Origin of the sequence: Nitrincola lacisaponensis (assembly GCF_000691225.1) — a bacterium.
Lineage (GTDB): Bacteria > Pseudomonadota > Gammaproteobacteria > Pseudomonadales > Balneatricaceae > Nitrincola > Nitrincola lacisaponensis.
This window is the reverse complement of record NZ_JMSZ01000013.1, coordinates 1-25084: the sequence shown is the minus strand read 5'-3', so window position 1 is coordinate 25084 and position 25084 is coordinate 1. Positions and strand designations below refer to the sequence as shown.

Sequence of the window (25084 nt, the reverse complement as noted above, 5' to 3'; positions counted from 1 at the left end):
CGCGTTATTCCTGCAGACAGTTGACTGATCCGCAGGCTCGTTCGCAGGCTGCATGTACCTGTTCAAAGCGCCGATAGTCATTGCACGAGTAGGCTTGAGCGAAGTCGATCATAGCGCTACGGCACTGCTGGGTTCGATAATGCAGCGGAATGTCGTTACTGACTCCGGATGGGCAGGACACGCGGTAGGTTTCGGTCTGAAAGCCGGGCGCTGGTGGCAGTGCGGCCGTGGTCTGGTTCGATGCTTGTGAACGGGACTGCTGTTGCTGCTGTTGTTGAACCTGTTGCTGTGCCTGCTGAATACCCCCGGCACGGCCTTCGGTCATCACGTCGGCAATGCCGCCACCGACAATCTGCATCACTGCGCTTGAATCCACTCCGGCGTTGCTGGCAGCCGCTCCGACGGTCGCCAGACCGGCAATCGCCATGGCCTGACCAAACAGGTTGCCTGAATCGGCGGTTTGCGATTGTTGGCGCGCCTGTGCTTCACGCTGTTCCCGCTGACGTCTACGTTGATCCGCCAGGGTCATCATCTGCTGAGTAACGCGATCTGCCATGCCAGTGACCTGTGCGGGTGTTTGACCATGACTGTTGAGTGCCTGAGTGTTGGCTCCGACGGAGATCAGATAGGCAACAAGATCCGGATTACCATACGGCTGGTTTTGCGTCATGGAGTAGGCATGCAGTGGGGTCCAGCCGGAAATAGGCTGATCTTCAGAAATACTGTAACTGAAGGTAGCGGTGGCGTTCACCTCTGCACCCGCCTGGATCAGGAGGCGTGCCATTTCGATAGCTCGCTGGCGCGAAGGCGTATCAGGCGTATAGCCGGGCAGTGAAAAAAGCGGGGTGATATTTTCAGCGTAGCTGTAGAGGGTAATGCCTTCTAAGCCGGTATGTTGGCGTCGGTCCCCTGGCGTGCTGAGACGGCTGTTCGGATCAATACCCTGTGACAGTATCCAGGACAGCATCTCTGCACTTCCCTGGCTGGCGACTGAAAAAATCAGCTCGGGAGAGAGCTCGGCGCCCATCTGTAGCAGTCGTTCAGACAGTATGGGGGTATTACCGAATACTGTTGCGGTCTTCAGTGTTGCATTCAGTGTCGCCGGATTGTACACGGCTCCTGCCTGAATCAGGCGATCGAAGGTCTGCAGATCGCGCACCAGCATCGCAGCAGACACGACGGCACGTTCATCAATCAGCTGTGTCATCGATGGCGGTGTACCGATCAGGTAGGCTGCGTTCAGTGGACCCGGTGCCATAAGGTCCTCTTTGGGGTAACTGAGCAGTAGCCGGTTTGGAATGCCTTGGTTCAGGTTCATGCCACGGGCCAGCGCAGCGTCAATCAGTGCTGGCCGCTGCTCCCAGATACCGATAACCCCACCCAGGGTGACCAGCTCCGGATTACGGGCTGTCTGAATGGTACGCACAGCCTGGGCATCCGTGACATTCTTGAAATTTTCACCGAGCCGGTGAGTTTCGACCAGTTTACGGCTGGCAGGATCCATATCTGCCAGTACCATACTGTCAATGACTGACATGCAGCCTGAGAGTGACACAAAGGCGATCAGGGCGATGGCCGATACACGAATCGAACGACAGATCATGAGGCGGTCCTCGGTTTTTTTTGAATAGTAGGTAACAGATTCCCCAGTGTCCAGAATTTAAACAGATCGCGTGGAGTGTTAAGCTGCAGATCCAGACCGTTTACAGGAGATGATGGTGTGATGCCAACTGCTGCACCTTCGACCCCCCCTGCCCAATTGGCACCCAAGCGTGAAATTTTTGGCTGGGCGATGTTTGATTTTGCCAATCAGGCTTACACACTGCTGATCATCACGGTGATCTATGGTGATCTGTTTACCCGTGTGATTGTGGGTGATGCCCCGGATTACCGTTTGGGTAACCTGCTCTGGAGCCTGGCGCTGGCGGTGAGTTATTTGATGGTAGTGGTGGCGAATCCGGTCTGCGGTGCGATTATGGATTACACCGCCAGTCGCAAGCGCTTTCTGTGGGTGAGTTATTGGCTCACGATTGTGACAACGGCGCTGCTCTATTTTGTTGAGCCAGGCTGGCTGATACCGGCCATGCTGCTGATTATTTTGTCCAATTTTGCATATGCGATAGGCGAGGGCTTTGTGGCCAGCTTTCTGCCGGATCTGGGGCCTCGTAAAACGCTGGGGTGGATCTCCGGGCTGGGCTGGGGGATGGGTTATATCGGTGGCCTGGTCGCAACCGCCTTTACGCTGTTTTTTCTGGGTGAGGTGTCTGCCGAGAACTTTGACACGATTCGCTGGGTGGGGCCCTTTGCCGCTGGTTTTTTCCTGATCGCTGCGATTCCGACCTTTGTCTGGTTGCGTGAACGTGGACAGTCGAAGCGACAACCATCTGATTCCAGTCTGTTGCAGCTGGGTGTTGCCAGAGTGGTGTCGACCTGGCATGAAATCCAGTATTTCCGTGACTTGCGCAGTTTGCTGATTTCAGTGTTCTTTGCCATGGCCGGGGTCTATATCATCATCGCTTTTTCGTTTATTTACGGTGCTCAGGTCATTGGCTGGGATGATCAGGTGCGTGCGTTGATGTTCATCACTGTGCAGATTACGGCGGCGCTGGGAGCGGTCGGTTTTGGCTGGTTGCAGAGTCAGATCGGGACGCGCACCACCTACATCATGACACTGTGTCTGTGGTTGCTGGCGATTCTGGCGATCTGGCAAACCCCGTCACTCACGGAGTTGCTCCAGCAGACATTCGGGCTGCAATGGCAGGCGCAACATGTGTTTCTGTTTGCCGGGGTGCTGGCCGGGCTGAGTCTGGGTTCTTCCCAGTCTGCGGGCCGGGCGTTGGTGGGGGTGTTGACCCCGTTGGGCAAGTCAGCAGAGTTTTTTGGTTTCTGGGGCATGTCTGCCAAGCTGGCAGCAGTGTTTGGTATTCTCGGGCTGGGCCTGATCCAGTGGGCTTTCGGTCTGGCGGATGCCATCCTTTTCTGTCTGGTGCTGTTTGTGCTGGCCATAGTGACGGTGCTGCCGGTGAATGAGCGTCGAGGCGAACAGGCTGCGGACGACTGGACCTCAGTCCCGCAGAAGTGAGACCACTGAGTCAGAAAAAATCCAGTCGACACCGCGATGGATTTCGCGGCTGGCGATGGCGCGTTTTTCCACCATCCCGGTACCCGTGCGGCGACCCGCCTGTCGCAGTGCGTGGATCTGCGCTGTACTTAACAGTGCAAAGGAACCTGCTACGGCACCATGTCCGAGAGCAAGGTTCTCCTTGATAATCTCACGGCTATTGAATTCGGCGACATCCACAAAGGCACTGGCGGGTGTGTGTTTGAAGCCTTCCAGGTGATCAGGAACCAGGCTGAGCAGGTGATAATCCTGCATCGGCTGCCAGTCTTTGAGTAGCGCTTCCACCTGCTGTGGCAGATCAGGGTATTGCCGCCAGGAGGTTTTGATTTCAATCATCAGGTGCAGCTTGCCTGCATAGCGCTCGATCACTTCGGCCAGGCGCGGGATCTCGGGAATCGCCTGGCGTATCTGTTCAGAGGATGTATCGGACAGTACCAGATCAGGGCGGTTGAAGAGTCTGCCGCAGTGAGGGTCATGGTGCACCAGCAGATCGCCATCCTGGGTGGGTTGTACATCCAGCTCAATCCCCCAGATACCCAGTTCCAGACAGAGATCAAAGGCTGCCAGGGTATTCTCGATCAGTTGACCTGCAGGCGTAGCCCCATGAGCACCACGGTGTGCCACCAGTTGAATCTGTTGCAGATCAACCGGTGTCCGGCTACCGGGTGCAAAGGACCAGAGCTGGTTGGCTAAATGGTTTAAAGCGTCGGTTATTCTGGACATGGGCGTATCCTGTTGGCGTTGTGCATGACAAGAGTCTACCTGATCGGGGTTACTTTTTTGCGCTATCTGATTACACTTGCGCGATGAAAATTGAGATTCGCTCGATGCAGGCGAAAGATATGGCAGCCGTTTGGCAGGTACAGTGTGCCTGTTATAGTGATCTGCTGGAGCCTGAGTCAGAACTGTCCCTGGCGGCCAAGCGTGCTGCCTCTCCAGAAACCTGCTTCGTTGCGCTGCAACAGGGTCAGGTGTGCGGTTATCTGATTGGCATGCCCTGGCGCTTTGCTGAGGTGCCGGCACTGAACGGCGCTGAGTGCCAGTTGCCTGCGCAGGCTGATTGTCTGTATCTGCATGATATGGCGATTGCGCCGGATCTGGCTGGACAGGGTGTTGGCAAGTTGCTGTTTGCAGCCTTCAGACAATCCGCCGTGTCGCTGGGGTTTGCCTGCCTGTCCCTGACGGCGGTAGGCAATGCGATGTCCTATTGGCAGCAGCGCGGCTTTACACCCCATGTGCTGCATTTGAGTGATGACAAGATCGCCGCCTATGGTGGCCAAGTCACCTATATGTACCAGGAAATCTGACCCATGTTGAGTTATTTGCACGGCTTCCATGCTGGCAACTTTGCCGATCTGCACAAGCACCATCTGTTAGTGTGCCTGCTTCAGGCGCTGAACCGTAAGGCCAAGCCCTGGAGTTATCTGGAAACCCATTCCGGTAAAGCTTTTTATGCGCTGGATTCCGAGCAGTCTGCCAAAACCGCCGAGTTTCAGCAGGGTATTGCCCGGCTCTGGACGGCAACAGATCTGCCTGAGTCAGTGGCGTTGTACCTGGATCAGGTTAAGGCAGTGAATACGGATGCCGTGCTGTCGCATTATCCCGGATCGCCGGCACTGGCCGCAGGTATGGCGCGGGAAGGGGATCAGTTGCATTTGATGGAACTGCATCCGGGTGAGGCGAGGCAACTCAAGCAGGCCTTTGCCACTCATCCGGGCGTAGGTGTGCATCACCGGGATGGCTATGAAGGGGTGCTGTCGCTGTTGCCGCCCAAGCCAAACCGGGGGCTGGTATTGATCGATCCTTCTTATGAGGTGAAATCTGAATACGATCAGGTGGCTGAGTTCCTGCCGAAAGCACTGAAGCGCTGGCCGAATGGATGCTTTGCCATCTGGTATCCGTTGCTGCCGTCGCGGCGCTGGAAAATGATGCTGGAGTCGATACGCCGAACGGGGATTCAGAATATGTTGTGTTCTGAGCTGACCATCGGGGCAGAAGCGGAACAGGGGATGTACGGCAGCGGGATGTTGATCGTTAATCCTCCCTGGCAGCTGGATCAGACGCTTCAGCAGGCGGAACCCTGGCTGGTGGACGTGCTGCGTCAGCGTGACGGGGCAACCTGCCAACTGACCTGGCTGGCACCACCGCCTGCAGATAGCTGAGGCATCTTCAGGCGGCGTGTGATCGTTTAGTAGAGCGCCTGCTCGTCACGCACCACTTCTTTCAGGACGTGCAGGAACAGCTTGTCGGCATCACTGAACTCGGTCGGGATTTTGACGCTGGTCAGGGCGGACAGCTCGTCAGCAATCAGGTGATCCGCATCTTTCTGGTCGATATGTTTACGTGCAATGGCAAGGGCCTTGTCGCAGATTTGCGGGTCTGCCAGTACTTTGCGAATGAAGCGCATCAGCTCGTTAATGACGCGTTCTTTGTTTTTAATCTCAGCAATATTGTTACTCATACTCAGTGTCCTCGACTGAAAAGACGAATCGTTACCTGACAGCTTAGCTGTTTATTCGGCAGGAAAAAATAGCTGCCGCGAATGGAGTGCAATCGAAATCGTTGCGTTGCTGTCCCCCTTTAGTCCAAATGTAACGAAATTAGGCACAAAACAGCCTCCTAATAAGGTTGAACCCTGATTGACACAATGCCAAAATACCGGGCTTATTCGCGATAATATCAGCTGTCGGATTGCATGAGGACATCCCCGGTTACTCCGACAGGTTAAGCAGTACCCAGCTTAAATCTCAGACAGGTCTGACAGGGTGAGAGATCCTTTACTCTGGCCAGCGCCGCATACAGAACTTTTAGCTGTTTAATGCCGACATGAGATCGGTGCTGAGTAGAGGAATACAGAGTGGAATTACTTTCAGGCGCAGAAATGGTAGTACGCGCCCTCCGTGATGAGGGTGTTAAGTACATCTACGGCTATCCCGGCGGCGCATTGCTACATGTGTACGATGCGCTGTTCCAGCAGGATGAAGTCGAGCATATCCTGGTGCGCCACGAGCAGGCTGCGACGCATATGGCGGACGCCTATGCCCGCGCAACCAATAAACCGGGTGTTGCTCTGGTAACATCCGGTCCTGGCGCAACCAATGCGGTTACCGGTATTGCGACCGCATATATGGACTCCATTCCGATGGTGGTGATCACAGGTCAGGTCATGAGCTTCCTGATCGGTGAAGATGCCTTCCAGGAAACCGATATGCTGGGTATCTCCCGTCCCATCGTGAAGCACAACTTCACCGTGACACGTGCTGAAGATATCCCGACCATTATCAAAAAAGCATTTTACATTGCCCAGACAGGTCGTCCCGGGCCAGTGGTCATCGATATCCCCAAAGATATGACGACACCGACAGAGCGTTTCCCGTATGAGTACCCCAAGTCGGTGAAACTGCGGTCTTACAACCCGGTGACCAAAGGGCATTCAGGACAGATTCGCAAGGCTGTGGATATGTTGCTGGCGGCCAAGCGTCCGATGATCTACACCGGTGGTGGTGTCATTATGGGCGACGCCAGTGCCGAGCTGACGCAACTGGCGCATCTGCTGAACTATCCGGTGACCAATACACTGATGGGCCTGGGTGGTTTTCCGGGTACCGACCGTCAGTTCGTCGGCATGCTGGGGATGCACGGTTCCTATGAAGCCAATATGGCCATGCACCACAGTGACCTGATTCTGGCAGTGGGTGCACGTTTTGATGACCGTGTAACCAATGGTGTGGACAAGTTCTGTCCGACGGCGCGTATCGTTCACATCGATATCGATCCGGCGTCTATCTCCAAAACCATTCAGGCGGATGTGCCCATCGTCGGGCCAGCCAAAGTGGTGCTGGAAGAGATGATTGATCTGGTCAAGGACAGCAAAAAGCGTCCGGATGCCGATGCAATCACGGCCTGGTGGAAACAGATTGATGAATGGCGTGGACGTCACGGTGGCCGCTACCGCACCGATGATTCTGAGCTGATGAAGCCGCAGCAGGTTATCGAAATGCTGTCCCGGGTCACCAATGGTGATGCCTATGTCTGCTCCGATGTGGGCCAGCATCAGATGTTTGCTGCGCAGTACTACAAGTACAACAAGCCCAATCGTTGGATCAATTCCGGTGGTCTCGGCACCATGGGCTTTGGTCTGCCCGCGGCGATGGGTATCAAGCTGAACTTCCCGGATGCAGATGTCGCCTGTGTAACAGGTGAAGGCAGTATTCAGATGAATATTCAGGAGCTGTCGACCTGCAAGCAGTACGATATTCCGGTGAAAATCATCTGTCTGAACAACCAGTCCCTGGGCATGGTGCGTCAATGGCAGGATATGAACTATGAGTCTCGTCACTCGCAGTCGTATATGAACTCCTTGCCGGACTTCATCAAGCTGGCAGAGTCCTATGGTCATGTGGGCATGAAAGTCACCCGTTATTCCGACCTGGAAGGTGCAATGCGTGAAGCCTTTGCACTGAAAGACCGTCTGGTGTTCATGGATATCTACGTTGATCCGTTTGAGCATGTGTATCCCATGCAGGTGCCGCGAGGCTCTATGCGGGATATGTGGTTGAGCAAGACGGAGAGGACCTGATCATGAGACATATCATTTCAGTTTTGATGGAAAACGAACCGGGTGCTTTGTCGCGTGTGGTTGGGCTTTTCTCCCAGCGTAACTTCAACATTGAATCCTTGACGGTTGCGCCGACCGACGATGAAACCCTGTCACGAATGACGGTCATGACCACGGGTGATGATCGTGTGATTGAGCAGATCACCAAGCAGCTGAACAAGCTGATTGATGTGGTGAAGGTGGTTGACCTGTCGGAAGGTGAGCATATTGAGCGTGAACTGATGATGATCAAGTTCAAGGCGAATGGCCAGATGCGTGCCGAGATCAAGCGCACGGCGGACATTTTCCGTGGACAGATTATCGATATCACCCCCAATACCTACACCGTACAGCTGGTAGGTTCCAGCGACAAACTGGATGCATTTATCGCTTCGCTGGGTAATGCCAGCATTATGGAAGTGGTACGTTCCGGTGTATCTGGTATCGCCCGTGGCGAGAAGGTCTTGACCATCTGATCCCGAACGATGTATTGATGTGTTGAAAAGCCGTTCATCCGAACGGCTTTTTTATGCCGTGTATGTCTGTGTGCTGAGGAGAGTCTTGCATGAAGAAATTGCATTCGTTGCTGGAACGGATCGCGACTGCGCTGGAAGCATCTGTTGCGCCGCCCGCTCCGGTATTTGACTGGTCTGTGCAGACTGCGGCTGTCTGGCGGGTCGAGCAGGGCCAGGGTGCTCTGATACCGATTGTTGCCGACAGCCCGGTCAGTCTGTCCGATCTGGTGGGTATTGAGGCGCAGCGCGGACGGGTGGTTGCCAATACGCGACAGTTTCTGGCCGGTCTGCCTGCCAATAATGTGTTGATGTGGGGCGCACGGGGTACGGGCAAGTCGTCTCTGGTGAGAGCCTTGCTGCAGGATTATGCTGCTCAGGGGCTAAGACTGGTACAGGTGGATCGTGAAGACCTGATACAGATGCCCTATATTCTGGATGCCTTGTCAGCACAGCCCTGGCGTTTCATTATCTACTGTGATGATCTGTCATTCGAAGAGGATGATGTCAGCTACAAGCGGCTGAAAAGTGCGCTGGACGGCGCTTTGTCACGAACGCCCGATCATGTGTTGCTCTATGCCACATCGAATCGACGCCATCTGTTACCAGAGGCCGCAGCGGATAATCTTCAGGCTGAGTGGGTACAGGGTGAGTTGCACCCCGGTGATGCCATCGAGGAAAAAATATCCCTGTCTGACCGGTTTGGTGAATGGATTGGCTTTTATCCCTTTGATCAGCCAACCTTTTTGCGTGCGGCGCAACACTGGGTTGAGGTGCTGGGTCAGCGCTATGCGGTGAGTCTGGAGTGGGATGAGGCCCTGCAACTGGAAGCGATCCGTTTTGCACAGGGCCGGGGTGTTCGTAACGGGCGCGTGGCGCAACAGTTCGCCCGTTACTGGGTGGGTCAGACGTTACTCAAACGGGAAGAGTAAGGGGACCAGCAGCAGTGTGGTGATCAGTGCCAGTACCTGCAAGGGAATCCCCACTTTGGCAAAATCGACAAAGCGGTAATTGCCCGGGGCGATCACCAGCGTATTCACCGGCGAGGCGATGGGTGTGGCAAAGGCGGTAGAGGCGGCGATTGCGACAACCATCATGAAGGGCTCAGGATTCAGACCCAGCAGTTGTGCTGCTGTCAGTGCAATGGGCGCTACCAGTACGGTGGTGGCCGTATTGGAAATAAACTGACTGAGCACCGAGGTCAGCAGGAACAGGCCGGTACAGAGCAACAAGGGTCCGGCATTGCCATACTGGTCTACCAACAGGTGGACGACATAGCTCAGGGCGCCGCTGGATTCCATGGCCAGTGCCAGGGGTAACATACCGGCAATCAGTACCAGACTGGTGGCGTTCAGGGATCGATATGCCTCATTAATATTGACACAGCCGGTAATGATCATTGCCAGCGCAGCCACCAGAATGGCCGTCAGGTTGGGCAGGAGGCCGCTAGTCATCACCACCAGCATTGCCAGCATAATACCAATAGCCACGGGTGCTTTGCTGGCATTGCTGGCCAGCTCGTGCATTTCTGCGGGTGTTTCCAGCACCACCAGATCACGATGGTTTTCCAGTTTGCGGATATGCTCCCAACTGCCAGCCAGCAGCAGCGTGTCTCCGGCCGCCAGTTTGGTGATGGCAAATTCGGTGGCCAGCGGTGTATTTTGACGACGCACCCCGGTGACGCTGAGGTTGAACCTTTCTCTGAAGCGCCCTTCTTTCAGCGATTGATTGACCAGTGTTGAGTCGGGCGGCAACAGCACTTCGGCGACACCAAACTGCTCCTGAACCTTCATGATCTCCCGCTCCGGGAAGCCCTGGCGCCTTACCATACAAGCGGCAGCAAAGGCATCAACCTGAGCTTCGGTACCATAAACAACCAGTGTATCAAGAGGCTGCATGCGGGTGTTTGACAGTACCGGCATCAGTGTGGACAGCAGAGTGCCACTGCGCTGAATCGCAAATACGGTGATTTCGTAATGCGTTCTCAGACCCACATCCGCGAGCGTTTTGCCTGTCAGGGGGCTGCCAGGCTGAATGATCAGTTTATGAAGCTGGTTGGTTATGCCGTAGCGTTCAGCAAATTCGCTGAGCTTCGGGTGGCTGCTGTCAGGGTCGCGAACTTCGCTGGATGGCAGCAGGAAGCGGCCGATGAAAACCAGGTAAAGGCAGCCGATCACCAGAATTGCCAGGCCGATCGGGGTGAAGTCAAAAAACGAGAAGGGTTCCAGTCCGGCTTCACGCATCTGACCACTGACGATGATGTTGGGTGGTGTCCCGATCAGTGTCAGCATGCCGCCGATCAGGGCGGCAAAGGCCAGTGGCATCAGCAAGCGTCCCGGTTGCATGCCGGATTTACGGGCCATGCTCAAAACCACCGGAATCAACAGGGCAACGGCCCCGGTTGAACTCATAAAGGCCGAGAGCACGGCGACTACTGGCAGTAGGAACAGCAGCAGTCGGGTTTCGCTGTCACCCCCGACACGAAGGAGCCAGTTGCCGGCCGCGGCTGCGACACCGGTGCGAAACAGGCCTTCACCCACAACAAACAAACCGGCAATCATGATTACCACACTGTTGCCAAATCCGGAGACCGCTTCAGTCGGTGTGATAATACCGGACAGGGCCAGTACGACCACGACCATCAGGGCGACAATATCCATGCGAATCTTGTCGATAATAAACAGCACAATGGTGGCGGCCAGCAGGCCAAAAACAAACAGCATATCGGGAGTCATAACACCTGGAACTCTTAAGGGTATTAACAGAAGCGCACATGATCGTTTTAACCGGACAATTTTTCAATCTTCAATGGCGGTGTCCAGCTGTGACCAGAAGGCATGAATCAAAGGGTGCCGCAGTTTCTTTTCCAGTACGAAAATGCCGACCTCAAATGCCGGTAGTGCCGGCGTCGTGTGCAGCACGCTGACGCGATTGGCCAGTGGGCTGTTGTCCAGTACGATCTGAGGCACCAGGCCAACACCAAATCCAAGGCTGACCATGCTGACAATCGCCTCATTACCGGCAACCTGGGCATAAATACGAGGTTTGATGCCTTGTTGTCTGAACCACTGATCGGAGCGTTTCCGTGCCAGACCGGACTCTGACAGAATCATCGGGGTATGCTGCCAGGCGCTGGTGTTTTTGCTGTCGCTAAGCTGCTGGATCAGTTCCGGTTGATCTGCCGGTGCAATGAACACCAGCGGTGAACGGGTAATGGGACGGAAGGCGATTTCACTGGGTAACTGGTCGGGTCGTGCACCGATGGCAATGTCCTCGGTGTTGTTTTGTACACGTTGGGTCGCTTCGGCAGGGTCGCCAGTATGCAGCTTGATTTCAATACGCGGATGGGTTTGCCGGAAGCGGCTCAATATGTCGTACAAAAAGCTGTAACTGGCCGTGACTGAACAGTACATGCTCAATTCACCCTGCAGTTGATGCTGGTCTGCCTGCAGGCTGCTGCGCAGGGTTTGCCATTGCGACAGGGTGTCACGGGCATAGGCCTGCAGGCGTTGGCCTTCCGGTGTCAGGGTCACGCTGCGATTGTCGCGAATAAACAGGGTGACGCCGAGGTCATCTTCCAGTTGCTTGATGGTCCGGCTAAGCGTCGATGGACTGACATGACAGGCGGCGCTGGCGCGGCTGAAGTGCAGCGTGTCTGCCAGTGTCAGGAAGTGCTGCAGGCTCTTGGTGTCCATAGTCTGTCCCGGTTAATTATTTCATTTTATGAAATATAGTATTGCAAATATATCATTTTACGCAATGAATCGAATCCAGTAGAGTGGCGCCATTGCACATTCAGGTGCAACCCCGATTAACTTAATTCTGGAGTAGCGTCATGCAGGTTTATTACGATAAGGATTGCGATCTGTCCATCATCCGTGGCAAGAAAGTGTCTATCATCGGTTACGGTTCTCAGGGCCATGCGCATGCATGCAACCTGAAAGATTCTGGCGTTGATGTGACTGTAGGTCTGCGTGCCGGATCTTCTTCACGTGCCAAGGCTGAAGCGGCTGGTCTGAAAGTGGCGGATGTTGCAGATGCAGTCAAGTCTGCTGATCTGGTCATGATCCTGACACCTGACGAGTTCCAGGGGCAGCTGTACAAGGCTGAAATTGAGCCCAACATCAAGCAGGGTGCAACGCTGGCGTTTGCGCACGGCTTCTCTATTCATTACAACCAGATCGAGCCACGCAAAGATCTGGATGTCATCATGATTGCACCGAAAGCACCAGGCCATACTGTTCGCTCCGAGTTCGTCAAGGGTGGCGGTATTCCTGATCTGATCGCGATCTTCCAGGATGCATCCGGCAATGCGAAAAATGTTGCCCTGTCTTATGCATCAGGTGTTGGTGGTGGTCGTACCGGTATCATCGAAACAACCTTCAAGGATGAGACTGAAACTGACCTGTTCGGTGAGCAGGCTGTACTCTGTGGTGGTGCTGTTGAGCTGGTCAAAATGGGCTTCGAGACTCTGGTTGAAGCCGGTTATGCACCTGAAATGGCTTACTTCGAGTGCTTGCACGAGCTGAAACTGATTGTTGACCTGATGTACGAAGGCGGCATCGCCAACATGAACTACTCTATCTCCAATAATGCGGAGTACGGTGAGTATGTGACGGGTCCTGAAGTTATCAATGAGCAGTCCCGCGAAGCGATGCGCAATGCCCTGAAACGCATTCAGAGCGGTGAGTACGCCAAGATGTTCATCAGCGAAGGTGCGACCAACTATCCTTCCATGACTGCACGTCGTCGTAACAATGCGGCGCATCCGATTGAGCAGGTGGGTGGCAAACTGCGTGCCATGATGCCCTGGATCACTGCTAACCAGCTGGTTGACAAGTCCAAGAACTGATACGCACAACCTGTGTGTACAGCCCGAAACCCGGACCGCTAAGGCGCTCCGGGTTTTTTTAGAAGTTGCCCGTCAAAATTTGTATGGTTTATCTTCTCTAAGCTATAGTCATATCTAAACTTCTTAAACTACCTCATTCTTTTCATTGAAATTTATTCGGTTGAGGTTTGAAATGAGATTAGTCAATGGATAGTCTGCAACGTGTACTCTACGTAGAAGATGATATTGATATTCGAGAAATTGCATTAATTGCACTTCAGGATGTCGGTGGCTTAACGGTTCGTGTTTGTGAATCAGGTGAAAAGGCACTCTTAGAAGTTGACGAGTTTGCGCCTCAGTTGATACTGCTGGATGTCATGATGCCGGGTATGGATGGTCCTGAAACCCTGCAAGCGCTTATTAATCAGGGGTCTGTGCTATCTAACACTCCTGTAGTTTTTATGACGGCAAAAGTCCATCCAGATGAGTTACAGCGTTACCACGCAATGGGCGTAAAAAATGTCATCGCGAAGCCCTTTGATCCAATGGCGCTAGCGGATGAAATTCGTGCGATCTGGAAAGCGTACCATGTCTAAGCCGACAGTGAATGAGGAAGTTATAAGTCGACTCGATAGCCTCAGAGAATCTTATCGCAACCGCTTGAACGCTGAGCTCAAAGAGCTGGGTGAACTGTTGGATACACCCATAGACTCGAAAAGCGACCTGTCAATCCTGCACGCTCATCTGCATAAGTTGGCGGGCTCAGCGGGTACGTTTGGTTATCACCAGTTTGGGCTCCTCGCCCGTCAATACGAACTGATTATTAATGACTTGCAGTCAGGTGATAATGCTATTAACCCGATAAGCATTGATACATCCACCTGGTTGGCCAGCCTCCATGATGCGTTGGATAAAAACGCAACTCAGGATGCTCCATCAGGCGTATCTATTCTTCATAGACACGCTCACATGGATAAGCCCCATATCGTGTTGGTAGAGCGTGATGCCATGCTCTTGGAATACACTGCTCAGCAGCTTGAGTTATTCGGTTTTCAAGTGACTTGCCTGCAGGATGCAGATGAACTGTCGCAGCTTGGCAGTGAGCCCCCTGATTTATTGCTAGTTGATCACCGCGCGGGTGACTTGCAGCAACTTTCTCAGCAGCCCGTGGCGTTTTGGCAGCATAAGTTGCAGCACATAGGATGTCCTATTTTTTTTACCGGTGGAGAAGATGGCTTTCAAGCCCGGTTGAATGCTATTCGCAGTTTCGGCAGTGGTTATTTCATTAAGCCGCTAAATATTGTCGAACTGACGACCAAAATCGTTCAGGTTCTAAACACACATGGTGCAGAGCCAGAACGTATTTTGATTGTTGGAGAAGAGCAATACGTTGCTGATGCTAAAGGGGCAATACTGGAAAGGGCTGGTATGAGCATCTTCAATTTGAATCAGCCAGCTAACTTATTGAACGCTCTACGCGACTTCAACCCTGAAATGATTCTGATACTTCATTATCGAGAAGGTGTTATCGGTACAGAAATAGGCGCTATTCTTGAACAATTCGAACGCTGGACGTTTACACCTGTAGTGTATTCGTGCATGAATCCTAATGCTCAGATCCGTCAAAAAGCAATGCTCTTAAGCAACTTTACCTTGATAGAAGGTGCTATTGATGATGCGCACTTGGTCGGACTTTGCCGTGCGCGTGTCCAAAAAATACGTCAATTTGAGGCTTCTCTCACTCAGGATGGTCTGACTGGACTGTTAAAACACGCCAGTATCAAAGAAGCCGTACATGCCCAATGGTTGTATGCTCAACGTAACTCAAGTTCACATTTCAGCTTGGTCATGCTTGATATTGATCATTTTAAGCGAGTAAACGACACCTATGGGCACGCCGCAGGTGATAGTGTCATTGCGGCGGTTGGCACCTTGCTGAAGCAGTTTTTTAGACGAATCGATAAGTTAGGGCGCTATGGCGGAGAAGAGTTCGCGCTTGTGCTGGTGGACTGCAGCGCTAATGATGCGCTGCGCAAGGTCGAAGAGCTGCGGCAAATGTTTGCTAAAATACAGTTTAGTGCTAAGGATGTGGAGTTTTCATGCACCTTATCGGCAGGAATAGCCGACAATGCAACTTACCCGAATGACTCACCACAGGAGCTTTTGGAACGTGCAGACAAAGCGCTGTACTGTGCTAAGCAGAGTGGGCGGAATCAAGTCAGACTGGCCGAGGGCTAAAATAAATATTAATTCAGGACAAGTGTATGAAAATACCAGAGAAGCCGGTCAATGAAATCGAGCGACAGTGTGCACTTGATGATACCGGGCTTATTGCAAAGGGTGTAGATGAGCGTTTTGATCGAATCACACGCTTGGCATGTTCTGTATTTTCAGTCCCTATTGCGCTGGTATCCATAGTTGACCAGGATAGGCAATGGTTTAAATCATGTCAGGGCTTAGAGGTTACAGAAACACCGCGAAATATTTCCTTTTGTGGTCATGCAATATTAGATACGCAGCCCTTGATTGTAAGTGATACACTGAAGGACTTCCGTTTCGTTGATAACCCCCTAGTCACAGGTCCGCCTAATATTCGGTTTTATGCTGGCGTGCCTATCGTAACAAAAGCGGGCTTTGCTATTGGTACACTGTGCATTATTGATGTTCAACCACGATTCCTGACGCCAGAAGAAGTTTCTGTGCTGGTTGACTTAGCTGCCACGGTTGAGACATTGGTTCATCAGGATGAAGCAATGCGACAAGCAACCGAACTTATGCGCTCGCAGCTAGACTCCAGTCGTGATGTCTTACAGTTGCTCAATACCATTGCATTTAATTCACTGGATACCTTAGACCGTAAGTTTACCCATGCCTTACAGCTCGCTAGGCAGTTCTTGAAAATGGATTGTGCTTATTTAAGTCAAATTGAAGAAAATACCTATACTCTCCGTTGGCTCGACAAAGGCATAGATGTTACCCTTGATCATGGTCAGCAATTTGATTTGAAAAGCACTTGGTGTCAGCTCATATTCTCAGACGCATTAGACCTCATTTCGCGAGAGCTGTTTATCAATAACACTCACGAGCATCCCTATCATTTACAACTCAAAGAATCATTCTATCCCGCTAAAGCCGTTGTCAGCGTTGCCATTGAGGCTGAAGGAAGATGCTTTGGAACCTTGAGTTTCATATCATGTACGACTCGTGTAACGCCCTTTAGTAAAAGTGAAGAGGCCTTTATTCGATTATTAAGTCGTTGGTTCTCCAATACGCTTGATTCCAGTATGAAAAATGAGCGCCTTACAAAACTGATGGCGCAACTACCCGGCACCGTATTTCAGTTTCGTCGTTTCCCTGATGGTAGTTTTACGTTTCCCTTCAGCTCGCCCCAAATTGAGTCACTCTACGGCATCACACCTGAGCAGGCGGCAGAAGATGCCAGTCCAGCTTTTGCAAGGATTCATAAGGATGATATAGATAATATCAGAGCTTCTATAGAACACTCCGCTGCGACACTGGAAAACTGGCAGGCTACTTTTCGTGTCAGTGACCAACAGGAAAACTATCGCTGGATATCTGGCCAGGCTCGACCAGAAAGGCTTCTCGATGGCAGCGTGTTATGGCATGGTTATTTACAGGATATTCATGAATATGAGTCCGCACGGCGCATGCTCGCAAGCAGTGAGGCTCGCTTGCGAGGACTGTTTGACTTTTCGCCTATCGGAATCGCGTTGAATGATTTTCAAACTGGTGTTTTTTTAGATGGTAATGAAGCGCTATTAAAACCTTCAGGTTATTCAAAAGAAGAGTTTATGGCACTGAGCTATTGGGATCTAACACCAGAGAAGTATCGTCCAAAAGAAGAGCAGGCACTCGTGAGTTTGCAAACCACCGGACGTTACGGTCCGTTTGAAAAAGAATACATTCGAAAAGATGGAAGTTGCTACCCTGTCAGGTTGCAAGGCATCCTCACTGAAGAAATGGATGGGCGTCAGGTTATTTGGTCACTGATAGAAGATATTTCCGATCGCCATAAACTTGATCGAATGAAAGATCAATTTATAGCCACTGTCAGTCATGAATTACGTACCCCGCTCACTTCGATCAAAGGAGCCTTAAGTTTGCTTATTGGTGGTGCTGTAGGAGCCTTGCCTGAAAAGGCTATGCCTCTATTATCAAAAGCAGAACGTAATGCTCAGCGCTTAAATGAGCTGATCAATGACTTACTGGATATGGAGAAGCTGGTTGCTGGAAAAATGAGGATGAATCTGAGCGTTCAGCCTCTTGGCGGACTGCTGGATGAAGCCATAGACTTGATGCAGAGCTATAGCGAGCAGCACCGGGTGAGCATTTCAAAACCAGAGAGCTGGCCAGAATTGTCTATTTGTGTTGATGGTCCAAGGTTGATCCAGGTACTAACCAACCTACTGTCGAACGCCGTAAAGTATTCTCCAGAAAATGGTTGTGTAGAGGTATCAGTAACACCTTCAGATCAAAGTATAAAGATCAGTATTCGCGATCATGGGCCGGGTGTTCCTGCAGAGTTTCAACACCAGCTATTCAAGCGGTTTTCCCAAGCGGATAGTTCAGATACGCGGCGAGTACCGGGCACAGGCCTGGGTTTAGCCATTACTCAAGAAATCATCCATCAATTAGGTGGTGAGGTTCATTACCGAAAGGCTCAAGGCGGTGGGAGTGAGTTTTACATCCTACTCCAGCATGAGGTTAATTCATGAATCGATTTTCCCTGACGTCCCGAATCACTTTACTCCTCGTGCTCGCCAGTGGCTTGCTTGCTGTAGGCATGTCGTTGACCGTTTACCAACTACTTGCCTCGAACTATGAGGCTTTAGTGGCGGAGCGGGAACAAGCAAAAATCGAGCGGTTAGTGGCTGAGGTCGAATTGATTCAACAACAGCGTTTGCTCAGCCTTGAAGCCTTCTCAGCAAGAATCGTCAATGAAGATGGAGAGCTTTTATCTCCCATGTTACTGCAAAGCGTATTGCAACGCCCATCTGTTGCCAGCGCTCAATTTCCTGGTGGATTGCTGGTATTTGATGCGTCTGCTACGGCCATTGCTGAGCGCGATTTTGTGCCAGACCGATTAGGCACCAACTACGCCGATCGATTGCACTTTCAACGTGCGATGGAGAGCAAGAGACCCGTCATTTCAGAGCCTATTTTAGGGCGTGTTACAGGATTGCCCATACTGTCGTATCTGCATCCGATACTCAACATGGAGGGTAATATTATTGCTTTTGTTGGCGGGACCCTGGATTTATCAAAAACGCCGTTAATACCCTCCGACCGTTTGCAGGACGAGGAATCCTTGTCATCGACGCTTATCATTGACCGCCAGAATCGTTTGTTCGTGACTATGCAAGAACGCTTCACTGAACCTCAAGCGTTACCGGCTACCGGTACTGATGAATTAGTTGATGCCGCCATGGCATTAAAACCATCGGGTACAGTGGTCTTTCACCAAGGAACACGGTACGTTATAGCGACACAGGAGTTTACGGATTTAGGTTGGACGGCCTTGCGTGCCATCCCCTATGACCAAGTCATCGCACCCGCTAAAGCTACCTATAAGCGATTTCTGGCTCTGAGCTTAATTAGTATTCTGTTAATTACCACGGGTGCCGCTTTGATTGCACGTAAGCTGACGCGCCCGCTCGCACAGATGACACAGCGTGTAAGTGACATGGCTAAAACATCACGCTTCGAGAGCAACTTGAGTACTGATGGAGGTCCTGAGATAGCCTCGCTGGCGAGGGCCATGAATCGTTTGGCGAATGAGCGAAACGCGGCCGAAGCGACTGCGCATCAAACCGAGAAGTTTTTATCTAACCTTCTCGAGTCCGCGAGTGAGATGTCTATCATTGCGACAAATCCAGCAGGCATCATCACGGTCTTTAATAAGGGAGCGGAGAGCCTGCTAGGCTATACAAAAGCAGACATGGTGAATAAGCAAACCCCAGCTGTATTTCATCTTGAAAGCGAAGTAATTGCTCGCGCTCAAGTGCTCAGCGATGAGCTCGGAAAACCGATAGAGGGGTTTAAAACTTTTGTCGTCACTGCTGAACGAGAGGGCTCTGAAACCCGAGAGTGGACCTATGTGCATAAGTCTGGTCGTCATATCACAGTTTCACTGGCGGTGACGGTAGTACGTAATGATGATGGATCCGTCGCAGGTTATCTTGGTATTGCCCAAGATATCACCGTGCGTAAACGCATGGAGCAAATGAAAAGCGAATTTATATCGACCGTGAGCCATGAGTTGCGCACACCATTAACCTCGATTTCTGGCGCTCTCGGTCTAGTGGTGGATGGTAGGCTGGGTGAGCTTCCCGAGAAAGTTAATCATTTACTCAGAACAGCCCATCGAAATAGTAAACGCTTAGCACACCTCATCAATGATCTTCTGGATATTGAAAAGATTGCTTCCGGTAAGCTTCATTTCAATATGCAAGAGCAACCTCTTAAACCGCTTATTTTGCAAGCCATCGAAGCTAACGAGGCCTTAGGTGCTTCCCGAAGTGTCTCGTTAGATTTCTTAGATCGAGCAAAGAACGATCTATTGGTTCGAGTGGATGATCAACGGCTCATGCAAGTGTTGGCCAATCTCCTCTCCAATGCCATTAAGTTTTCGCCTGATCATGGTACCGTAACGGTGGATTTGGATGTGAATGATGGTGAAGTGGTGGTCTCGGTTCAAGATCAGGGACCTGGTATCTCTTTAAGTTTCAGAGATAAAATTTTTCAACGCTTCGCCCAAGCAGATGCATCTGATACGCGTGCCAAAGAAGGCACCGGACTGGGTCTGGCGATTTCTCGTGAACTTGTAGAACATATGAGTGGTAGCATAGGTTTCGAGTCTACGGAAGGACAAGGCTCACGTTTCTTTTTTCAACTGCCTCGAGTCACGCGTTCAACCAAGGAAAACAACACCTCAACGATTCGAGTAGACAGTCCTGCTTTGCACGCTCGTATTTTAGTGGTTGAAGACGACCCTGATGTGGCTCATTTACTGTCGATCATGCTTAAAAATGCGGGATATGAATCTGACATCGCTTATCGTGGAAATGATGCGCTGCGAATGTTGGAGGAGGCTCATTTCGATCTGGTCTGTCTTGACTTGATGCTACCAGATATCAGTGGACTCGATATCATACATCAGCTTCGTGGCAATCCTCGTACCATTGATCTTCCAATTGTTGTTGTTTCTGCAAAAATCGAACAGGGTAAGCTGGAAGTGGATGGCGATGTTTCACATATTGACTGGCTGGCAAAGCCTATTGATCAATATCGCTTGATAGATTTGATTGATCAGCAGCTTGCTGCCGCTATAGAGCAACCTCCTCGCGTGCTGCACGTAGAGGATGATAAAGACTTACATAGCGTGATTGTTGCTATGGCCGGAGATAAAGTCGATATGCATTTCGCAACAAGCTTGAAAGATGCTCGACATCAATTACAGACACAGGTCTTCGACACCATTTTACTGGATATTGAGCTACCCGATGGATCTGGATGGAATCTGGTTCCAGAAGTTCGCGCTACCTGTCCGAAAACAAAAATTATCATACTCTCGGGCGCTGAGTTATCGACCACACAAAGAGCTAAAGTGGAGGCTGTATTGCTTAAGTCTAAATTAACCGCTAACGCACTTTTAGAGGGTATTAAAGACCGTATCCAGTGGCATCAATCTAGACGTGCAAGATAAATGGAGCCGAATAAAAAGTTGAGTTAGTCAACGAACCAAGTTTGCTGCTCAATCACCTCTGCAAGCATTTGCATTGCCTTAAAGTATCCTTGGTACTGGTCGCATTCCAATGTTTTCAGAAATGCTAATTCATGCTCCCGAGTTCGACAGTTATCTGAAGTGGATCCCGAAATTTGGACAAGTACCTAAGCTCTGATTCATCATCTCCACAAGGAGGAGAATCATGAGCAAGAAACGCAAACATTACATGCATCATTCAAGTCTAAAGTCGCTCTGGCCGCCATCAAGGTGGATCAGACCACATCCGAAATTGCCACCCGTTTTCAGATCCACCCCACCATGGTCAGTCATTTCATGGGTAATTTACAAATGATTCGTTAGGAGTCTGCGAACAGGTCCGAAACCTAAACTCCTGGAAGCGATGAATGCTAGCCTTTAGCTAATTTGGCCGGATCGATCAGCAGCTTTAGGCAGCGCAGATTTGTACTTTGAGGTATTCCGTTATTTTTGCGCTGCACAGATGCTCTCGGGTTCAGGTATGATCAGTTGAGTTGACTGGCGGGAGGATCTGACATGAAACTGACGTTGGCATTGCAGGGTGGTGGTGCACACGGTGCGTTTACCTGGGGTGTGCTGGATCGCTTGTTACAGGCCGGTTTGGAACCTGAGGCCATTAGTGGTACCAGCGCTGGTACCATGAATGCAGTCCTGTTGGCGGAAGGCTGGCGCCTTGATGGTGCTGAAGGTGCGCGACGTTTGCTGGAGCGCTTCTGGCAAGGGCTGTCGATGCCGGACACGCTGGTATCCGGGCAGCCAGCTGAGTGGTGGCGCAAACTGTCGCGTCATTTGTCTCCTTATGATCTCAATCCGTTCGATTACAATCCGCTGAAACAGTTGCTGGAAGAGCTGGTTGATTTTGAGGCGCTGAGAGCGGATGGCAAAATACGTCTGTATATTGCTGCCACTGAGGTAGAAACCGGTGCGCTCAGACTGTTTCGGGAGCATGAGCTTGCTGTTGAACATCTATTGGCCAGTGCCTGCCTGCCAACCCTGCATAAAGCGGTGGATATTGAAGGGCGGCATTACTGGGATGGAGGATTTTCCGGGAACCCGGTGCTGCATCCGCTGGTCACTGAAAGTCAGGCGCATGATCTGTTGTGTATTCTGTTGCAGCCGTTGTCGCGTCCTGTGGTGCCAACACAGGCGGCGGCGATTGCAGAGCGCATGAATGAGCTGATGTTTCAGACCGCCTTTATGCGTGAGCTGGAAGTGATATACCGGCACCGTCTGCATCTGCAGCAGCGCCCCTGGTTGCTGGGGCGTGATGAATTGCGCTGGCGGCGCTTGCGGCTGCACCTGATTGAACCGGATGAGGTACTTGCTTCGCTGGATGGTGCCAGTCGGTTTGATACCCGCAAGGGATTTCTCGAAGCTTTACGTTTGCAGGGAGTGGCGCAGGCAGAGCAGTGGCTTGAAACACATTCATCTGCACTGGGTGATGCCTCAAGCTGGGATTTCGAGCAACTGTTCCGGCGATGATTTGGGGTGTGTGTGTTTCTCAAGTAGAATGAAGCAATCTTCAGACAGGTAATGAGTGACTTATGACAGATAAAGAACCACTGGATACACCCGCCACTTCAAAAGAGACCGAAGGGGCTGAGGCAGAGGCACAGAAACCTCATAAGGGTGTGTATTTGCTGCCCAACCTGTTTACTACAGGTGCTTTGTTCTCCGGTTTCTATGCGGTTGTTGCCTCCATGAACGGACAGTTTGAGGCGGCTGCGATGGCGATTTTCGTGTCCATGCTGTTCGACGGTCTGGATGGTCGCGTGGCACGTATGACCAATACGCAAAGTCCGTTTGGGGCTGAGTATGATTCGTTGGCGGATATGGTCTCTTTTGGTGTGGCTCCGGCAATTGTTGCATTTACCTGGGCGCTGGATGACCTGGGCAAGCTGGGGTGGTTTGCAGCCTTTTTGTATGTGGCCGGGACCGCACTCAGGCTGGCGCGTTTCAACACTCAGATAGGTTCTGTGGATAAGCGTTATTTTGTCGGTTTGCCGAGTCCGGCAGCGGCCGCTGCTGTTGCGGGTTTGATCTGGATGAGTACGGTGTTTGAGGTTGAGCCTGACGATATCTCTTATTTGGTAGCCCTATACGTGGCTTTGGCGGGCGTGCTGATGGTCAGTAATGTGCTGTATTACAGCTTTAAGGATGTCGATCTCAAGGGCAAGGTGCCTTTCCTCATTCTGTCAGCCATCGTGCTGGGTATTGCGGTGATTTCGATCAGCCCTGCGCTGTTCCTGTGGCTGCTGGTTGTGGTGTATGCCTGTTCTGGTCCATTCCTGTGGGTGGTGCGTAGGAAGAAACATCTGTCCAAATAAGCTGTCTAATCGTGACTGTGTGAGTCCGATAAGCTTGAGGTGAGTGATGTTGATTGGAAAAAAGCAGTCAGTTCCTTCCTGGGAAATTACCCCTGAGTCGGTGTATCGTCAGCGTCGTCAGTTTCTGAAAGGTGCTGTAGCACTGGGTGGTCTGGCCGCCTCAGGGCAGTTGTTCGCTTCCTCTGCGGGGTATGACTTGTCGGGTGAACAGGTCTATTCTGGTCCTGAATGGCTACAGCAGGCGCTGGGTGCTGAGCGTACCCCCAGTCCCTATTCAGCGCGCGAGTCGTTGACGCCCTATCGCCTGGTAACGAGCCATAACAATTTTTATGAATTCGGTATGGGCAAGGGCGATCCCAAGCGCTATGCCCAGCGCTTTCGTACAGATCCCTGGCGGGTTGAAATCAGTGGTGAAGTGGCGAAGCCTGCTCACTATGAGCTAGAGGATCTGATTCAGCCGCATGCGCTCGAAGAGCGTATCTATCGCATGCGTTGTGTTGAGGGCTGGTCAATGGTGATTCCCTGGATAGGGGTGCCATTGGCCGATATTCTCAAGCGTGCAGAGCCGACCAGTCGGGCCAAATATGTCGAATTTGTCACCCTGATGGACCCTGATCAGATGCATGGGCAGCGTTCGGGCTTTTCGACGATCGACTGGCCGTATCGAGAAGGGCTGCGTATTGATGAAGCCATGCATCCGCTGACGCTGATGGCGGTGGGGCTTTATGATAACAGCCTGCCGCCGCAGAACGGCGCGCCGTTCCGTCTGGTTGTGCCCTGGAAGTATGGTTTTAAAAGCATCAAGTCTATTGTCAGCATTCGTCTGACAGAAACGATGCCGGCTACCAGCTGGAATCTGTCGGCGCCGCAGGAGTATGGGTTCTACGCCAATGTAAATCCTGCTGTCGATCATCCGCGTTGGAGCCAGGCCACTGAGCGGCGTTTACCCTCGCCACTCTTTAATCCTGATATTATTGATACGCAGCCGTTCAATGGTTATGCCGATGAAGTGGCGCACTTGTATGCAGGAATGGATCTTCGCAAGTGGTATTGACGCGCTGGACCGCTATCTGGTGGTTGTTCTGGTGTGCAGGTCTGGCACCGTTTGTGCTGCTGATGTATCAGGTAGTCACCGATCAGGCGGGAGCTGATCCGGCACAGATGCTGGTGCTTGCAACCGGCCTTTGGGCGTTGCGTTTTTTATGGCTGACGCTCGCCGTCACGCCATTACGACGTTTGCCGAGGTTGGGTTGGCTGATACGCTTCAGGCGTATGCTGGGTTTGTATGCGTTCTTTTATGCCGTGTTGCACCTGCTGGCGTTTATTACCTTTATCCTGGGCTGGCGAGTCGATTTGGTCTGGCGAGAATTTACAGAGCGGCCCTATATAGTGGTCGGATTGCTGAGTCTATTGTTGTTATTGCCTCTGGCAGTGACCTCTACGACTTACTGGATGCGACGACTTGGGCGTAACTGGGTGCGTTTGCACTGGCTGATCTATCCGGCAGCCGTTCTGGCCATGGTGCATTTCATTATGCAGATACGCGCTGGCTATGCTGAGCAGTTATTGTATGGCTCGTTGCTGCTGATATTGCTGGGCTATCGTGCCGTGGTAAAACTATTTCCAAAAAAATCACGCAAGACCTGTTGACCTCCTCTGATGTCCTCTGTAATATTCGCGCCTCGCTTGGGACGTGATCGCTGAAGGCGGCACGGGACAGGCAGGTTGGTGATAATTTAAGCTGTTGATCTTAAATGAGAAACAAGCGCTATCATCGATCAGGTGTGAAGTGGGTTTCAGGAAGTTGATTGCAAAATTCTGAAACAAAATGCTTGACACGGCGGTGCGACTCGGTAGAATACGCACCTCGCTTGAGACAACTCAAAACACCGAGTTGATCGGCACGCTCTTTA

At 51.7% G+C, this 25084-nt stretch carries 20 protein-coding genes; 15 read left to right on the top strand and 5 right to left on the bottom strand.

Annotation, left to right across the window (positions count from 1 at the left end; genetic code table 11):
• Positions 1 to 4: 4 nt before the first annotated feature.
• Entirely contained in the window at positions 5 to 1603 is a 1599-nt protein-coding gene (locus ADINL_RS02275; protein WP_036543540.1) for an ankyrin repeat domain-containing protein, read from the bottom strand.
• A gap of 120 nt (positions 1604 to 1723) precedes the next feature.
• Between ADINL_RS02275 and ADINL_RS02270 the strand changes: the two genes are divergently transcribed.
• Positions 1724 to 3082: an MFS transporter gene (locus tag ADINL_RS02270; RefSeq protein WP_036543537.1), complete on the top strand. Its 1359-nt coding sequence runs from the start codon at positions 1724 to 1726 to the stop codon at positions 3080 to 3082.
• Here the strand turns inward: ADINL_RS02270 and ADINL_RS02265 are convergent.
• Positions 3065 to 3844 (bottom strand): glycerophosphodiester phosphodiesterase, encoded by a 780-nt coding sequence (locus ADINL_RS02265; protein ID WP_036543534.1) that lies wholly within the window; start codon positions 3842 to 3844, stop codon positions 3065 to 3067. The genes ADINL_RS02270 and ADINL_RS02265 overlap by 18 nt on opposite strands.
• An 83-nt stretch (positions 3845 to 3927) precedes the next feature.
• Here ADINL_RS02265 and ADINL_RS02260 point away from each other — a divergent pair, with 83 nt between their 5' ends.
• Positions 3928 to 4428 (top strand): GNAT family N-acetyltransferase, encoded by a 501-nt coding sequence (locus ADINL_RS02260; RefSeq protein WP_084154349.1) that lies wholly within the window; start codon positions 3928 to 3930, stop codon positions 4426 to 4428.
• Between the two features lie 3 nt (positions 4429 to 4431).
• Positions 4432 to 5283 carry a 23S rRNA (adenine(2030)-N(6))-methyltransferase RlmJ gene (locus ADINL_RS02255; RefSeq protein WP_036543531.1) on the top strand — a complete coding sequence of 284 codons (852 nt, stop codon included), beginning with the start codon at positions 4432 to 4434 and terminating at the stop codon, positions 5281 to 5283.
• Positions 5284 to 5309: 26 nt separating this feature from the next.
• Here ADINL_RS02255 and ADINL_RS02250 read toward each other — a convergent pair whose 3' ends face one another.
• The gene (locus tag ADINL_RS02250; RefSeq protein WP_036543528.1) at positions 5310 to 5582 is read right to left on the bottom strand and encodes a hypothetical protein; all 273 of its coding nucleotides are present in this window, start codon (positions 5580 to 5582) and stop codon (positions 5310 to 5312) included.
• Between the two features lie 396 nt (positions 5583 to 5978).
• Between ADINL_RS02250 and ADINL_RS02245 the strand changes: the two genes are divergently transcribed.
• The 3 genes from ADINL_RS02245 to ADINL_RS02235 all read left to right on the top strand — a co-directional run bounded on the left by ADINL_RS02245 (position 5979) and on the right by ADINL_RS02235 (position 9162).
• Positions 5979 to 7700, top strand: a complete 1722-nt coding sequence (locus ADINL_RS02245; protein ID WP_036543525.1) for an acetolactate synthase 3 large subunit — start codon at positions 5979 to 5981, stop codon at positions 7698 to 7700.
• Between the two features lie 2 nt (positions 7701 to 7702).
• Positions 7703 to 8194 (top strand): acetolactate synthase small subunit, encoded by a 492-nt coding sequence (ilvN, locus tag ADINL_RS02240; protein ID WP_036543522.1) that lies wholly within the window; start codon positions 7703 to 7705, stop codon positions 8192 to 8194.
• An 89-nt stretch (positions 8195 to 8283) separates the two neighbouring features.
• On the top strand, positions 8284 to 9162 hold the full coding sequence (locus ADINL_RS02235) for an ATP-binding protein (RefSeq protein WP_036543519.1): 879 nt from the start codon (positions 8284 to 8286) through the stop codon (positions 9160 to 9162).
• On the opposite strand, the gene ADINL_RS02230 is transcribed toward ADINL_RS02235, so the two are convergent.
• Entirely contained in the window at positions 9142 to 10965 is a 1824-nt protein-coding gene (locus tag ADINL_RS02230; RefSeq protein WP_036543516.1) for an SLC13 family permease, read from the bottom strand. The genes ADINL_RS02235 and ADINL_RS02230 overlap by 21 nt on opposite strands.
• A 63-nt stretch (positions 10966 to 11028) precedes the next feature.
• Entirely contained in the window at positions 11029 to 11925 is an 897-nt protein-coding gene (ilvY, locus tag ADINL_RS02225; protein ID WP_036543513.1) for an HTH-type transcriptional activator IlvY, read from the bottom strand.
• A gap of 140 nt (positions 11926 to 12065) precedes the next feature.
• Between ilvY and ilvC the strand changes: the two genes are divergently transcribed.
• The 9 genes from ilvC (at position 12066) to ADINL_RS02180 (ending at position 24821) form a co-directional block, all read left to right on the top strand.
• Positions 12066 to 13082 (top strand): ketol-acid reductoisomerase, encoded by a 1017-nt coding sequence (ilvC, locus tag ADINL_RS02220; protein WP_036543510.1) that lies wholly within the window; start codon positions 12066 to 12068, stop codon positions 13080 to 13082.
• Between the two features lie 185 nt (positions 13083 to 13267).
• Entirely contained in the window at positions 13268 to 13657 is a 390-nt protein-coding gene (locus tag ADINL_RS02215; RefSeq protein WP_036543506.1) for a response regulator, read from the top strand.
• Positions 13650 to 15299 (top strand): diguanylate cyclase, encoded by a 1650-nt coding sequence (locus ADINL_RS02210; RefSeq protein WP_036543503.1) that lies wholly within the window; start codon positions 13650 to 13652, stop codon positions 15297 to 15299. The genes ADINL_RS02215 and ADINL_RS02210 overlap by 8 nt, the downstream gene beginning before the upstream one ends.
• A 26-nt stretch (positions 15300 to 15325) precedes the next feature.
• Positions 15326 to 17797 (top strand): ATP-binding protein, encoded by a 2472-nt coding sequence (locus tag ADINL_RS02205; protein ID WP_036543500.1) that lies wholly within the window; start codon positions 15326 to 15328, stop codon positions 17795 to 17797.
• Positions 17794 to 20787, top strand: coding sequence for a response regulator (locus ADINL_RS02200; protein WP_036543496.1), 2994 nt, complete (start codon positions 17794 to 17796; stop codon positions 20785 to 20787). Before ADINL_RS02205 ends, ADINL_RS02200 begins: the two co-directional genes overlap by 4 nt.
• Positions 20788 to 21360: 573 nt before the next feature.
• Entirely contained in the window at positions 21361 to 22326 is a 966-nt protein-coding gene (locus ADINL_RS02195; RefSeq protein WP_051632485.1) for a patatin-like phospholipase family protein, read from the top strand.
• A 62-nt stretch (positions 22327 to 22388) separates the two neighbouring features.
• The gene (gene pssA, locus ADINL_RS02190) at positions 22389 to 23171 is read left to right on the top strand and encodes a CDP-diacylglycerol--serine O-phosphatidyltransferase (protein WP_036543490.1); all 783 of its coding nucleotides are present in this window, start codon (positions 22389 to 22391) and stop codon (positions 23169 to 23171) included.
• Between the two features lie 46 nt (positions 23172 to 23217).
• Positions 23218 to 24225 carry a protein-methionine-sulfoxide reductase catalytic subunit MsrP gene (msrP, locus tag ADINL_RS02185; protein ID WP_036543487.1) on the top strand — a complete coding sequence of 336 codons (1008 nt, stop codon included), beginning with the start codon at positions 23218 to 23220 and terminating at the stop codon, positions 24223 to 24225.
• On the top strand, positions 24216 to 24821 hold the full coding sequence (locus tag ADINL_RS02180; RefSeq protein ID WP_239644317.1) for a protein-methionine-sulfoxide reductase heme-binding subunit MsrQ: 606 nt from the start codon (positions 24216 to 24218) through the stop codon (positions 24819 to 24821). Before msrP ends, ADINL_RS02180 begins: the two co-directional genes overlap by 10 nt.
• The last annotated feature ends 263 nt before the right edge of the window (positions 24822 to 25084 follow it).